At 30.6% G+C, this 14,842-nt stretch carries 13 protein-coding genes; 6 read left to right on the top strand and 7 right to left on the bottom strand.

The window, feature by feature from the left end; all coding sequences use genetic code 11:
- The first annotated feature begins 40 nt into the window (after positions 1-40).
- The gene (locus tag BUA99_RS10060; RefSeq protein ID WP_072991687.1) at positions 41-751 is read left to right on the top strand and encodes a potassium channel family protein; all 711 of its coding nucleotides are present in this window, start codon (positions 41-43) and stop codon (positions 749-751) included.
- Between the two features lie 2 nt (positions 752-753).
- On the opposite strand, the gene kdsB is transcribed toward BUA99_RS10060, so the two are convergent.
- Both kdsB and BUA99_RS10050 read right to left on the bottom strand, forming a co-directional pair.
- Positions 754-1,479 carry a 3-deoxy-manno-octulosonate cytidylyltransferase gene (gene kdsB / locus BUA99_RS10055; protein ID WP_072991684.1) on the bottom strand — a complete coding sequence of 242 codons (726 nt, stop codon included), beginning with the start codon at positions 1,477-1,479 and terminating at the stop codon, positions 754-756.
- Positions 1,480-1,597: 118 nt separating this feature from the next.
- A complete protein-coding gene (locus BUA99_RS10050) occupies positions 1,598-3,019 on the bottom strand; it encodes an ATP-dependent DNA helicase (RefSeq protein WP_072991681.1) in 1,422 nt (473 codons plus the stop codon).
- Between the two features lie 175 nt (positions 3,020-3,194).
- Between BUA99_RS10050 and BUA99_RS10045 the strand changes: the two genes are divergently transcribed.
- Together BUA99_RS10045 and BUA99_RS10040 are read left to right on the top strand one after the other, a co-directional pair.
- A complete protein-coding gene (locus BUA99_RS10045; protein WP_072991678.1) occupies positions 3,195-4,016 on the top strand; it encodes a DUF3822 family protein in 822 nt (273 codons plus the stop codon).
- On the top strand, positions 4,013-4,603 hold the full coding sequence (locus BUA99_RS10040; RefSeq protein ID WP_072991675.1) for an RsmD family RNA methyltransferase: 591 nt from the start codon (positions 4,013-4,015) through the stop codon (positions 4,601-4,603). The genes BUA99_RS10045 and BUA99_RS10040 overlap by 4 nt, the downstream gene beginning before the upstream one ends.
- Positions 4,604-4,655: 52 nt before the next feature.
- Here BUA99_RS10040 and BUA99_RS10035 read toward each other — a convergent pair whose 3' ends face one another.
- Entirely contained in the window at positions 4,656-5,822 is a 1,167-nt protein-coding gene (locus BUA99_RS10035) for an MFS transporter (RefSeq protein ID WP_072991672.1), read from the bottom strand.
- 168 nt (positions 5,823-5,990) lie between these two features.
- On the opposite strand from BUA99_RS10035, the gene BUA99_RS10030 reads away from it, so the two are divergent.
- Positions 5,991-6,728 carry a DUF4339 domain-containing protein gene (locus tag BUA99_RS10030; protein WP_072991671.1) on the top strand — a complete coding sequence of 246 codons (738 nt, stop codon included), beginning with the start codon at positions 5,991-5,993 and terminating at the stop codon, positions 6,726-6,728.
- A 54-nt stretch (positions 6,729-6,782) separates the two neighbouring features.
- Here BUA99_RS10030 and BUA99_RS10025 read toward each other — a convergent pair whose 3' ends face one another.
- A complete protein-coding gene (locus tag BUA99_RS10025; protein WP_072991669.1) occupies positions 6,783-7,637 on the bottom strand; it encodes an EamA family transporter in 855 nt (284 codons plus the stop codon).
- 125 nt (positions 7,638-7,762) lie between these two features.
- Here BUA99_RS10025 and BUA99_RS10020 point away from each other — a divergent pair, with 125 nt between their 5' ends.
- A complete protein-coding gene (locus BUA99_RS10020) occupies positions 7,763-8,758 on the top strand; it encodes a metal-dependent hydrolase (protein WP_072991667.1) in 996 nt (331 codons plus the stop codon).
- Between the two features lie 8 nt (positions 8,759-8,766).
- Here BUA99_RS10020 and BUA99_RS10015 read toward each other — a convergent pair whose 3' ends face one another.
- The 3 genes from BUA99_RS10015 to BUA99_RS10005 all read right to left on the bottom strand — a co-directional run bounded on the left by BUA99_RS10015 (position 8,767) and on the right by BUA99_RS10005 (position 12,519).
- Positions 8,767-9,360, bottom strand: a complete 594-nt coding sequence (locus tag BUA99_RS10015; RefSeq protein WP_072991664.1) for a 2OG-Fe(II) oxygenase — start codon at positions 9,358-9,360, stop codon at positions 8,767-8,769.
- Between the two features lie 478 nt (positions 9,361-9,838).
- Entirely contained in the window at positions 9,839-11,293 is a 1,455-nt protein-coding gene (locus BUA99_RS10010; protein ID WP_072991662.1) for a sigma 54-interacting transcriptional regulator, read from the bottom strand.
- Positions 11,294-11,400: 107 nt separating this feature from the next.
- Complete coding sequence (locus tag BUA99_RS10005; RefSeq protein WP_072991660.1) at positions 11,401-12,519, bottom strand: vWA domain-containing protein; 1,119 nt, start codon at positions 12,517-12,519, stop codon at positions 11,401-11,403.
- Between the two features lie 658 nt (positions 12,520-13,177).
- Here BUA99_RS10005 and BUA99_RS10000 point away from each other — a divergent pair.
- Complete coding sequence (locus BUA99_RS10000; RefSeq protein WP_072991657.1) at positions 13,178-14,575, top strand: alpha/beta hydrolase family protein; 1,398 nt, start codon at positions 13,178-13,180, stop codon at positions 14,573-14,575.
- Positions 14,576-14,842: the final 267 nt, after the last annotated feature.

Here is a 14,842-nt window from a genome sequence, read left to right as displayed (position 1 = left end):
ATTTAAGTCTATGACACTAAAATAAAATCTGCTTATCGTAATGCAAAAAAAAATAAAAAAACTCTTTTTAGGAAAAAGCTCTGAAGGATCACAACCAAGATATAATCCATTACGGAGGCGAATTCTCAATATACAGTCTATATGGGATAACGAGCATCAAAACGATAATGGTATTGAAAAAATTGTGCGATTGCTTCTCTCCTCTTCACAATTATTATTTCCAGGAGTTTATATTAAATATCTAGCTAGTAAAAAAGGAGTTGAATATCAAGATTTAGCGCTTGACAGCTACGTATTGCTAAAAGTTCTTTTTCCACTGCTGATCATAATTAATGGATGGCACGGACATCAATGGATTATTTGGATTCTCGTTTATGTTTTCTTAGAAACCGTATTCTATATTCCAACATTAATATTTGCATCAGATTTGTTTTCTAAACCTCGATCATATAAAAGATCAATGCTCTTGCTCTTTTTTAATTACTTAGAGATTGCTTTTGCGTATGCTGTGTTTTACTCTAGTGGAAATTATTTAAACAAACCTTTCTACCATTGGTTCGATGCTGTTTATTTTAGTATTGTAACCTCGTCTTCCATTGGTTATGGAGACTTTTATCCTATTACGACTGTAGGAAAATTTTTAGTAACTACACAAGCTTTACTGTTTTTATTCTTTATAGTACTTTTTCTTAATTTTTTCTCTACTAAAGTTAAAACTAAAGGTTATTTCGATCAAGATAATCTTGAATAATTTTAAAGCATTTTTCGAGCTTTCTCTAAATCTTCGATAGTGTCAATTCCAATTCCTACATGGGTAGTTTCAACCATTTTAATTCGTTTACCAAATTCTAAATAACGCAGTTGTTCTAATTTTTCCGATGCTTCTAAAGATTTCATTGGTAAGTTATAAAAATCTAGTAAAGCCTGTTTTCTAAAGGCATAAATACCAATATGCTGCATATAACGAACTCCCACATTTTTCTCTCTAGGATATGGAATTACCGAACGAGAAAAATATAAGGCAAACTGATTTTGGTCTACTATAACTTTGACATTATTGGGATTATTGATATCTTCTTCGTTTTTTATTTCTCGCATCAATGAAGCTAAATCAACTTCATTTTTCACATCTTGATTAAAAATTTTAATTAATTTTTTTAATGGTTCACTATTTATGAAAGGCTCATCTCCTTGTACATTGACTACTATATCTACATCAAGACTTTCAATAGCTTCTGCAATACGATCACTTCCTGATTCGTGTTCTTTTACACTCATAATGGCTTTTCCGCCATTTGAAATAATTTCATTGAAAATTAATTTTGAATCGGTTACTACAAAAACATCATCAAACAAATTTGTTTTTGTTGCGGCTTCATAAGTTCTTAAAATCACGGTTCTCCCACCTAGATCCTGCATTAATTTAGCTGGAAATCGTGTGGATGCGTAACGGGCTGGTATGACTGCTATAATTTTCATTTTTTTTGTTTTTGCTTTTTTGCCGTTGAGGCAGTAATTTTTTATTACACTTTGAAAATAATAAAGTGTTTTCTATTAAAATATTTTAAAGCGCGTAAGTCAGAGTTTATTATAAATACTACTCCTCAAAACTTTCATCCTTAAATCCTATTAAATACAACTTATTCTTAGCTCTAGTCATTGCAGTGTACAACCATCTGATGTAATCTCTATTAATACCGTCTGGTAAATATGGTTGTTCTATAAAAACTGTATTCCATTGACCACCTTGTGACTTATGACAGGTTATTGCATACGAAAATTTAACTTGCAGCCCGTTGAAATATTCATTTTCTTTAACCTTTTGGAACTGCTTGAATTTAGTTTCACCTTCATAATCTTTTAAAACTTCTTGATATAATCTATTAGATTCTTCATACGTCAGTGAAGGTGATTCACTTTTAATGGTGTCTAACAATAAAACGGTTTCAAAGGGTTTTTGATTCGGATAATCGATCATTCTAATTTTTACTTTGGCAAACTTAAATCCATATAATTCTTTGATATTAAAAATTTCTAAGATTTCAATAATATCTCCATTGGCAATAAAGCCAGCTTGATCCGAATCTTTCAGCCAGAAATAGTTATTTTTTACTACCATCAAAAAATCACCTGTAGATAATTCGCTTTCTTTATCTAATATTTTAGTTCTAATTTGTTCATTATACTGATTCGCTCTTTTATTGGATCGAACAATAAAAGCAGTGTCTTCAATACTATAATTACTGTAAGCTGAATTTATTGCATCTTGAATGTCATAACCATCAGTCAATCTCACAATATCTTTAAATTTTTTGACGTTAAATTTAAACTCAGTAATAAAGGAATCTTTTAATAATTCTCTTAATTCAGTTGCATTATATAAAATTCCCGAATTTTCTTCTTGACGCATCACTTCATCAAGTTCAATATGCTCCACTTCCTTATCATAATTTATACCTAAAGTTTGAATATCTAAGGCAGGACTAATATCAAGATTTACCGGTGGTAACTGTGCTGTGTCTCCCAACAAAATCATTTTACAATTTTTTCCCGAATAGACGTAAGAAATTAAATCATCTAATAAAGAACCGTTTTCATATAACTTAGAATCAGAATTTGTGTCTGATATCATCGAAGCTTCGTCGACAATAAAAATCGTATTGGTGTGTTTGTTTTGCTGTAAAGTAAATGAAACTCCACCGCCAGAAGATTTTTTAGGGAAATAAATCTTTTTATGAATCGTAAATGCTGGTTTTTCAGAATAATTGGCAATAACTTTTGCCGCACGACCTGTTGGCGCCAGTAAAACATACTTTTTATTAATATCTAGTAAACTATTGACAATTGTTGAAATTACGGTTGTTTTTCCAGTTCCTGCGTATCCTTTTAATACAAAAATCGTTCTATTATCAATTTCAGTCAGGAAAATAGCAATTTTTTGAAAAAAAATATCTTGTTTATAGGTGGGCTGAAAAGGAAATTTTCTTTGTAAAAGACTATAAAACAGTGAGGAATTCATATTAATTATTTTGATGCAAATTAAGCTTTTTCATTGTCAAAAAAGGAAATACTAAGTCAAAAATCAACCTAAATTGATAGCAGCATTGCAATTGTCTTTGTGATTTTATTTGTAAGTTTGTCATCTAATTAATTTATTTTTTAGTTAGAATACCTTAAAGAGCAATAAATCAAATATGCTAGCACAGAGCACTAATATTACTGAAAAAGTTTATAAAAAATTATCTATCCAAGTTTCATTAAATGGTTTGTCGTTTTGCTGTTTTGATACGCTCAATAACACCATAAGTTCTTTCAATGAGGTCCATTTTAAAAATGTTAGTAAAAATTCGAAAATTGAAGATTTATTTGCTGATGCTTTTCAAAGTCATCCTGAATTAATAGAAACGTATGATAAGATTTTAGTTATTCACAGTAATAATTTATCAACGTTCGTTCCCGAACCGCTTTTTGATGAGAATTTTTTAGGTAGCTATTTACAATTTAATACTAAGGTTTTTAAAACTGATTTTTTTGCTTTTGATGAAAATGTAAATTACAACATGAATAATGTTTACATTCCTTATATAAATATCAATAATTTTTTTATTGATCAATTTGGAACCTTTGATTATAAGCATGCAAATAGTATTTTAGTCAATAAATTATTGATTGCATCCAAAAATAAAGATGAAAAGAGAATGTTTATTCATATTAATTCAGCGCATTTTGAAATAATAGTTATACAAAATCAAAAGTTGTTACTCTTTAATTCTTTTGATTATAGTAGACCAGAAGATTTTATTTATTACATTTTATTTACGGCCGAACAATTAAATCTTAATCCAGAAAATTTTCTCTTGGAAATAATTGGGGATATCACTGATGAAAGTGATTATTTTAAAATTGCTTACAAATACATTCGAAATGTTTCTCTTATTGATGTAGAGGACTTACGATGGAACAATTACTTTTCTGAGGCTGAAAACAGAAAACACTTTATACTTTTTAACTCATGAGAATAATTTCAGGAAAATACAAAGGAAGACGCATCTCTCCGCCAAAAGGATTACCGGTCCGCCCAACAACCGATATGTCAAAAGAGGCATTATTTAATGTTTTAAATAATCATTTCAGTTTTGAAGGACTAAAAATATTAGACTTATTCGCTGGCACGGGAAACATAAGTTATGAATTTGCGTCAAGAGGATGCACTCCTATTACCTCTGTTGATGGCGATTTTGGTTGTGTAAAATTCATAAAGCAAGTTGCGGCAGAATATGATTTTAATATTGCAGCTACTAAAAGTGATGTTTATACATACCTAGAAAGATGCAAAACCTCTTACGATATTATTTTTGCCGATCCTCCATACGGATTTGATCAAAAAACTTTTGAAAAAATTATCGAGCTAGTTTTTGAACGAGATTTGTTAAATTCAGAGGGAATGATGATAATAGAGCATTCTAAGTACACAAAACTTAATCACATGATTCATTTTTCTTTTCAGAAAAGTTATGGTGGATCTATTTTCAGTTTCTTCGAGATAACGTCTGGTGATGATGAAGAGGAATCAGAAATCACGGAGGATAAAGAGGAAGAGTAAAATCGATTATAAATAATTTAATCTGTGTTAATTAAGTTAGAAATCTAAATTTTTATATTTCTTTCTTTCGAAAAATAAAATGGACAATCAATATTAGTACTGATAAAACAATTCCTAGTGTTCCAACTCCTATCCATTTATAATTACCCCATGCTATTGCTCCTGCCACTGTTCCAAAAGCTCCACCAATAAAAAAACCGACCATGTAAATCGTATTTACTCGGTTTCTCGCTTCGGGGGTGTTAGAAAAAATAATTTTTTGATTAGTGATATGTAAAGATTGCATTCCTAAATCGACTAGTAGCACGCCTACCATCAAACCTATTATTGAATGTCCTGAGAATAATATTATTACCCACGAAACCACTAATAGTATCGCACCAAAAACTATAATGGAGTGATTACTTATACTGCTACTAAGTTTTCCAACAACTGTAGCTCCTAAAGCACCGACTATACCCAAAATTCCAAAAGCGCCAGCAATTGTGCTCCCATAACCAAATGAATCTTCCATTAAAAAAACTAAAGTTGTCCAGAAAGCGCTCAAGCCAGCAAATGCTAACCCTCCTCTTAAGGTGGCTAAACGCAGAGAAGAATCTGTCTTAAAATAATGATATAGTGATTTCATTAAACTTAAATAAGTCCCTTTAAAAACAGGATTTATCGTAGGTAATTTATATTTTAAAATTATAAATAATAGTGCCATTAACAACGCAGCAGCATAAAACATGATACGCCAGCCAAATTGCTCTCCAACAAAACCACTGATAACTCGGCTTCCTAAAATTCCAATCAATAAGCCACTCATCACAATTCCTATTGCTCTCCCTCTATTTTTATCATCTGAAAGTTGAGCAGCCATAGGAACAAATAATTGTGGTATTGCAGAAGTAAAACCAACAAAAAAGCTACTTATCATTAGCACTAGTAAAGAATTAGCAAAACCTGCTGCTATCAAAGCTAGAATCATAATAAGGAAATCAATGCGTAATATTTTTTTATTAGAAACCTTATCTCCTAAAGGTATAATTAGCAACAATCCGAGGGCATATCCTAATTGAGTAAATAGTGCAACGTTGCTCACTTGTGCCTCCGAAACATTGAAACTGACCGCTATTTGATGCAATAAAGGCTGATTGTAATATAAATTTGCTACTACTAAACCAGCAGAAATGCTTAACAAATAAAGTACTTGATTACTAAGTGTAGGTTGTTTCATTGAATTGTTTGAAAAAAATTATCCGAGTGCAAAACTAAGATTACTTATTTACAATTTATATTAAACAGCTTACAATTTTTAATAATTTATGAATGACGCATAGCTTTTAATTATAGGAAGCTAAACACAAAATGTTTTGTACTTTTGACATTTAAAATAATCCCTCAAATGAATTCCTATTTTATACACAATGGCACAGAGAGTATAGGTCCATTTGATCTTGTTCAGCTAAAAGCGAAAGCAATATTAAAAACAACACCTGTATGGTGCGAAGGTATGCTAGACTGGAAATACGCAGCTGATGTTCCTCAATTACAATCATTATTTACAGCTATACCTCCATCTATTGATTCTTTTCATCAAGTTCCTAAAAAACAATTAGAAATTAACAATGAATTAGAAGAAGATAATCCGAAAAGTAAAATTTTAGGAATTGAAAAATCCTTATTTTATATTTTATCAAGTCTACTAGTTTTAGTAATTGCTACCTTCATATTTAGTTTCTTTCAGGACAGTAGAAGTGCTGAACTACAACAGAAAAATAGTGTAACCGAGAAAGATAATATACAATTTCAATTACAAGAAAAAAGAATTGAAGAGCAAAAAACATTACTAATTGAGCAGGAAAAACTAGAAGCAGAAAGAGCATTAAGAGAAAAGAAATTGATTTTAAATAATAGTCTCATAGGTATACAAGAGAATGTTTTTATCAAAGTTAGTGAATTAGATGCGGCCAAAAGTCGATTAATGAAGGCACAAGATTTTAAATTTCTTAGAAGTGCCTCAGAAAAAGAATCTGAAATTACCAGTATTCAGAATGAAATTGAAAGGATCGATAAAGAAATAATTCAGTTAAAAACAGAATTAGATCATATTTATTTAGAATTAGAGAAAATTAAATTATAGAAATCATTTGCAAAGATTACAAGTAAAAATAATTAATTTTATGCTTTTAAGCATTTAATGTATTTGTTCGTAAGCGATCAAAATGATAGAAAACAAAGCGAGAAATAATCCAACGTAATTGTGTTTATTTAATTTTTCTTTAAAAATAAATATCCCAACAACACTTCCTAATACAATTACTCCCATGTTCATTCCTGCAAATACGGTCGAAGGATTTTGAGAAAATGCTTGGTGCGCTTTTAAATAAAATAAAATATTTCCAAAATTAAAGATTCCAACCAATCCGCCAAAAATTAAGCTTTTTGCTTTTATTTTCAATTTTAAAATAAAAAATTGATAAAGTATAATTGTTACCATTATAAATAGAGAAACACTAAAAATTATAGTTAATGAAGTCGTATACGGCAATTTTGTATACAAAGCAATTTGCTTGAATAGAATATCAATTAAACCAAAACCAATTAAAACCAGCACTGGAAAAATCCATCTATTTATAGTATCCGACGATGGTTTAGATAAGATAAGTAGGATAGCGGGAAGTGCAATTATTAGAGCAACAATCTTGATCGAGCTAAAATCTTCTTTAAAAATAAATAAAGCTGCAAGAATAGGTATGAAAAGTGAGAGACGTTGTGCTGCATCTGTTTTTACAATTCCTATATACTTTATTGAAGCTGCTAAAATCAAAAATACGGTTGGCAACAAAATACCAATCGTAGTGTACAATATCCAGGGAGATTTGCCTGTAATTACGCTTAAATTAGGAGTAAAGAATGCAAAACAAAATACTAGAGCAACTACGTAATTGGTGGCGACAATTTGATTATCATTAATGTCATGTTTTTTAGAAATTTTAAAAATAACTCCTACTACTACACTGCAAATCACACTTAAAATTAAAAAAAACATAAATAAAATTTTAAAAATCCAAAATTACTACATATTGCTTTTACAATCACTTTTTAGTTCATTATATGAATATAAAAATATGATAATTGTCCATCATATTAGTTGGTTTCTATTATTTTTGTTAAATGGATTCTTTTACCCAAATAGCTCTTGGAATTGCAGTCGCAGAAGTTTGTGCTGGCAAAAAACTTAAAAATAAGACATTTTTATATGGTGCAGTTTTAGGCACTCTACCTGATCTCGATGTTGTAATAGGTTTATTTTTAAATCCTGTTGATGCTATTCTAATTCATCGCGGAATTAGTCACTCTCTATTTCTGTTTTTATTTTTATCGCCATTTTTAGGATGGATTATTTCTAAAATAGAAAAAGATAAAATAGCTTTTTTACAATCTACTTATATGGTGTTTTGGTGTTTACTCACACATGTTTTACTTGACATGTTTACCTCTTGGGGAACTCAAATACTATGGCCACTGGAGCATCGATTTGCATTTAAAACAATATTTGTGATAGATCCGTTATACACAGTTTCATTACTAATTTTTTTAGTACTAATTTGGAAAACCAAAGATACCATTCTACGAAAAAAACATGCTATACGTGGTCTTGCAATTAGCAGTAGTTATTTACTATTGTCTTGTGTTCTGAAAGTCTTTGCACTTTCGCAATTTGAAAATGCATTAGCAAAACAAAATATATCATTTCGCGAGATTATTGTAAAACCCACTGCTTTCAATCTCATTTTATGGAATGCTAATGTTTCTACCGCTCAAAATTATTTGTTAGCTGATTATTCTCTATTTGACACCAAGCCAATCGTATTCAAAGCTTATAGCAAAAACAAAATTCTAGAATATAAATTAAAAGGAAATCTAGATTTCAAGAAACTAAAAATAGCAAGTGAAGGTTGGTACATTATTTCTGAAACAGAAAATAAATTATATTTCAATGATTTGCGTTTTGGACTTCTGACAGATGATGCTAAAAATCCACAATTTGTTTTTAGCTATCAATTTGTCAAAAAAAAGGAATTATTAATAGCAACCGAAGTTCCAAAGAGTAAAAGAGATGGAAAACAATTACTTAAAAAAATTTACACCAGGTTAAAAGGAAATTAAATTAATCTTTAGTCACTTTTCAACCATCCAGTTACGCTCATTCTAACATTATTCGTAACTAATACTTCATGAACTAATTCATCACTTTTAAAAAATATTGTTTTACCCTGCGTGGGCGCTATTTTCTGATTTTTATTTAGTTGATGAATTAATAATTCACCTCCATCGCTTTCTTGCCAATTTAGATTCAAATAGCTAATCATAGAGTATTTCCTACTAGGATTTGTTTTAAATTGATCAAGGTGTTTGAGATAAAAATCGCCTGATTCATATAGCGAATAGTGAAATTCATAACCTGTGATACCGGCATAGCAGCTTTCATTTAGGTACTGAATAAATCCTTCAATCAATTCAAAGAATTCATTTTCAAAGACATTATTGTGTTTTTTGTCAAGCCAATAAATCGAATCGCTTCGTACTGCACTGTCGTAAGATATCACGTTTGAATTGCCAGTACCAGCATCAATTAGTAAATTTTGTTGATTTAGAAGTAATAAATTTTGCTTTAACCCCATGGCAAGAGAATCACTTAAAAAATGTTCAGCCATGCCCACTTTATTTTGAATGTAGGAAGCAATTAACTCCTCAAAAGTATTTTCCATATTATTTATGTTGACTATACCGTCAACGTGCCAAGATAAACTAATTTAATTTGTCACTGCGTTTTTATTAAAGAATAAAGAAAAACAGGTAATTTTTATCTAAATCTATTAAAAAATACAGTATCGGCGCTTTGAGAATGATAGTACAAAACATATTGATTTTTAGTAAATTAAAAAATACATTAAATCGTTTTACTTAACAAGAAATTGAAATATTATCAAGAGATTTTTACTATCTGGACTGTACTTCATTTTTAAAATTTAATCTATAAATCGTTTTTGATCCAATAAAACGATCATAGCAATTCTTATTAAATAGTAAGATTAATTTTTTTTAACTGTTATTATGGTAAAAAAAAATTACCAAATAGTATATACGCTGAAGTAACACTAAAAAGCAAAAAAAAAGAAAGACTAGAAAAAAGTATCAGTTTAAAACTGACTATATTTTACTAATCTTTCTTTTCAAAAAATAATATTACAATTTATTGATAAAATTGCTGTATAAATCCTTGAATTGGTTTCCCTTTTCAATTCTGTTTTTTGATAATTTTTCATATTCCACCATCGCCCAAAGAACAAATTCCTTGATGAAATAAATATCTTTCTTATCTGCTTCTGGTTGATATTTTTTAATTAGAACATCAAGTGGTTTAACGGAATCTAAAATAGATTGATATTCCACATCTAGTGCTTCATCTAATAATTCAAAACCAGTTTCAGTAAAAAACCATTCTAATAAATCTGAATAAGCATTTTTATCGTTTTCACGCTCTAGTTTTTCAATTTTTGGAAAATAACCTGGAAATAAAGTGTGAATTGCATCACCTATTAAAATGCCAGCCACCTTAGCCGCACCCTCTTGTTCTCCTTCATAGACCAGCTCCACTTTTCCAGTGATTGCAGGAATAACGCCCATAAAATCTGATAGTCGAATGGTAGTTTGATCATCTCCTGAAAGTAAACTTCGTCGCTCAGCAGTGGCCATTAAATTTTCAAACATTGTAATACTCATACGAGCAGAAACACCACTTTTAGCATCAATATATTCACTTTCTCTTGCTTCAAAAACAATTTGCTCTAACAAATCTTTAGCTAAAGCAGGAACGTAAATTGACTCTTTAACTTCATCCGTAAATTTAGCCTCTTGCTGTGTAATAGTTTTTGCAATTTCTAATGTTTCAGGATAATGAGTCAAAATTTGAGACCCAATTCTATCTTTTAGCGGCGTCACTATACTTCCACGATTCGTATAATCTTCTGGATTTGCGGTAAATATAAACTGCACATCGACCGGTAAACGCAATTTAAAACCCCGGATTTGAATATCACCTTCTTGCAAAATATTAAACAAAGCCACCTGAATCCTAGCTTGTAAGTCAGGTAATTCATTAATGACAAAAATGCAACGATTCGCTCGTGGAATCATTCCGAAATGTATAACTCGCTCATCTGAGTAATTCAGTTTTAAATTAGCTGCCTTTATAGGGTCCACATCGCCAATCAAATCGGCAACAGTTACATCTGGAGTAGCTAATTTTTCATAAAAACGTTCGTTTCTATGTAACCAAGTAATAGGCGTATCATTTCCTTTTTCTGCAATTAATTCTTTTGCAAAACGGGATAGCGGGTTAAGCGGATCATCATTAATTTCAGAACCTTCCACAACTGGAATATATTCATCTAATAATTCAATCATTTTACGTGCTAACCTCGTTTTTGCTTGGCCCCGTAAACCTAATAAATTAATATTATGTTTGGATAAAATGGCTCGTTCCAGTTCAGGAATAACTGTATTCTCAAAACCGTGCACCCCTTCAAAAGTAGGATGATCTGATTTTAATTTGGTTCGTAAATTGTCTCGAAGTTCGTCTTTAATGTGCTTCGATTTATATCCTGATTGCAATAATTCGCCTAATGTCTTTTCTTTCATTTTATTTTATATTTCTGTAATTTCTAATACTATTTATTCTTTTCTTAGCTTAAAATCTGTTTTAATGAGCTGTTATGTGCTTATCATAAAAAAATTTAAACCTAAAACTATTTTAATTTTTTCTTTCGATTACTTTCATAATCTTGAAAAATCATCTCGCCTAGTCCCTTAAGTCCGGTGTAGAATGCCTTTCCTTGATTGGCTTCGGTAAATTTATTAATGAACTGCTGTAAATAAGGATCATTAGCAATCATAAAAGTGGTGATAGGAATATGTAGTTTACGCGCTTGTGCCGCCTGAGTATAACATTTTTCAACAATATATTGGTCTAAACCATTACTATTCATATAATATTCCCCATTTTTCTCCCTCACACAACTCGGTTTACCATCAGTAATCATAAAAATTTGCTTGTTGGTATTTCGTTTTCGTCTTAAAATGTCCATCGCCAGTTGCAAGCCAGCAACAGTATTAGTGTGGTACGGTCCTACTTGCAAATAGGGCAAATCTTTAATTTGAATGGTCCAAGCATCATTTCCAAAAACAAGAATATCAAGCGTATCTTTTGGATAACGAGTAGTAATTAGTTCGGCAAGTGCCATTGCCACTTTTTTAGCGGGTGTAATTCGGTCTTCACCATACAAGATCATGCTGTGCGAAATATCGATCATCAAAACAGTACTCATTTGAGATTTATGATGATTTTCTTCAACAATTAAGTCGTTCTCCGTGAGTTTAAACTCTCCCACTCCATTGTTGATTTGAGCATTTTTTAAACTTTCAGTAAGAGATATTTGCTCAATTGTATCTCCAAACTGGAAGTTTCTAAAATCACCTGTATGTTCATCACCATTACCGCCACTTTTTGTTTTGTGATTCCCACTGCCAGACTTGTTTAGATTTCCAAAGATTTGTTCCAGAGCCGCTTGCCTAATCGCACGCTCCGTCTTGGCTGTAATACCCATTCCACCAGTTCCATCAGCCTTCACTTCCTCACGGATGTATCCTTTTTTCTTTAAATCTTCAATGAAATCATCAATGGTATATTCAGCTGTAGTGAGCTCATACTCCACATCCAATTGGCGCAACCAGTCAATTGCTTCATCAAAATCACCGGATGTATGTGTTATCAATTCCTTAAAAATACTAAATAACTTATCAAATGGAGTTTGAAAAGGAGCCTCGTATTTCTTGAAATGAAATCCTTTATTTATATCATTTTTCATAATTGTTAAAATTACACTATTTTAAAAGGACCTCTTTGCAAACATTTATTAATTTTTAGTTAAAAGCAATTCTACCGTAAAAATTCGTAAAAAATAATATTTTGGGCGTGCCCGCGGCTCCACTATTGTTACACCGTGGTCGTGCTGTCCGTTTCAATCTCCCTGAAAAACGGGAGGATTTACACTGCCATCACTCACGCGAGCATAGCGTTATGATTAAAAAATTTATATTTGTAGACCCTTAAAATCTAAAACTCAACATGAAATTTGTAAGAATAATTTAATATATTTGAAAAATAAAAAATTGAAAGAAATATTACTTTTCTCTTACTGCGAGTCTATGTGTGGATGTTTATGCCTTATATATTCGAGTTAGCAACTAACTTATTGCAAATCGTAGAAACCAAAAAATTAGATTACCAGATGAAAATGAAACGCAAAGAAATAGAAATTGAATCTTCGAAATCGTTTGCTAATTGTAAACACTAAATAAAAAAATTAAAGTAGATTTATAAAAATGTTTTTTTACTTTTTGAAACAGAGAATTAGGACATGCACATTTAGCCTTTCGATTTTTAAGTCATTCTAATGAAGAGAAAATAAACTTTAAATTTACCTTTAAAAATAAGTCATTAAGCAGCCATAACAAAAAATCACGATGAAAACCATTTTATTCATAATCATACTACTATTATCATCAATTACAATGGAAGCTCAGGAAATTTCCGGACAATGGAACGGTATCTTAAAAGTGCAAGGCACGCAGTTACGACTTGTATTTAACGTTACAAAAAATGAAAAAGACTATAGTTCTACAATGGACAGTCCGGACCAAGGAGCAAAAGGTATTCCTATAACAAAAACAACATTTGAAAATTCAATTATACAATTTGAAATTACAAATGCCCGAATTGAATATCTAGGTCAATTAAAAGGAGACGAAATTGTAGGAACATTTAAACAAGGTGGTCTTGAATTTCCAATGACTTTATCTAGAAAAGCGATCGAAAAGGAAACTATAAACCGACCTCAAGAACCTAGTAAACCTTATTCATATTATTCAGAAGATGTTATTTTTCAAAATAATAAAGATAAAATAGCATTATCAGGAACATTGACTTTACCAAAAAAAGAGGGAGTTTTCCCCGCTGTAGTTCTGATTTCCGGAAGTGGTCCACAAAATAGAGATGAAGAACTATTAGGACACAAACCATTTTTAGTACTTGCGGATCATTTGACTAAAAACGGGATTGCAGTTTTAAGATATGACGACAGAGGAGTTGGAGAATCAAAAGGTAATTTTAAAACAGCTTCTTCTGCTGATTTTGCCACTGATGTGGAGAGCGCGATTGTGTATTTAAAAACGAGAAAAGAAATAAATAAAAAGAAAATTGGATTGATAGGTCACAGCGAAGGTGGATTGATTGCACCAATGATTGCTTCAAAATCAAAGGATATCAGTTTTATCGTTTTAATGGCTGGAACTGGAATTCAAGGAGACCAATTATTACTACTGCAACAAGAATTAATCGCAAGAGCGAGCGGCGTTCCAGAGACTGAAATAAAAAAATCGTTTGAATTGAATAAGATTATTTTTGACATCGTTGTAAAATCAAATGATGAAATTTCATTAAGTACAGATCTAAAAAACGCACTAAATGAAATGCTTAAAAATGATGCAATTATAAAAATTCCTAGCGGAATGACTAAAGATGAATTTATATCAATGCAAATAAATCAAATTTCAAGTCCGTGGATGCAGTATTTCCTAAGATACAATCCTGCATTTGCTTTAGAAAAAGTAAAATGTCCTGTTTTAGCAATTAATGGAGAAAAAGATTTACAAGTACCCCCAAAACAGAATTTAGCAGCAATAAAAAATGCTTTGGATAAGGGCGGAAATAAAAATGTGAGTATAAAAGAACTTCCAAACTTAAATCATTTGTTCCAAGACTGTAAAACGGGAGCACCAGACGAATACGCAACTATTGAGCAGACTTTTTCTTCAAGGGCTTTAGATGAAATTACGCAATGGTTAAAATTACAATCAAAATAAAAATTTTGTGAGGAGAAAGATTTTTCAATTTTTAGAAAATTATATTAATAGTATGATTAATTTTATTTTTCATCATTTACTATTATTAATATAAATAATTTATTAATCCGCTCTAGGAAAAACTGTGCATATAGTAATGATGGTTGCTGCTCAATTTAAAGTGTTATAAACAAAAACTTGCAACTAATCAAATGTAAAAAACACTTCGTTATTAAAAAATAATAGTACCTAACTTATTCTTTTAAAATTATTTAGCTAATTTTATCT

The sequence above is a fragment of the Flavobacterium segetis genome (assembly GCF_900129575.1).
In the GTDB taxonomy this organism is placed as follows: Bacteria; Bacteroidota; Bacteroidia; order Flavobacteriales; family Flavobacteriaceae; genus Flavobacterium; species Flavobacterium segetis.
This window is presented reverse-complemented; position numbering and strand designations above follow the sequence as displayed.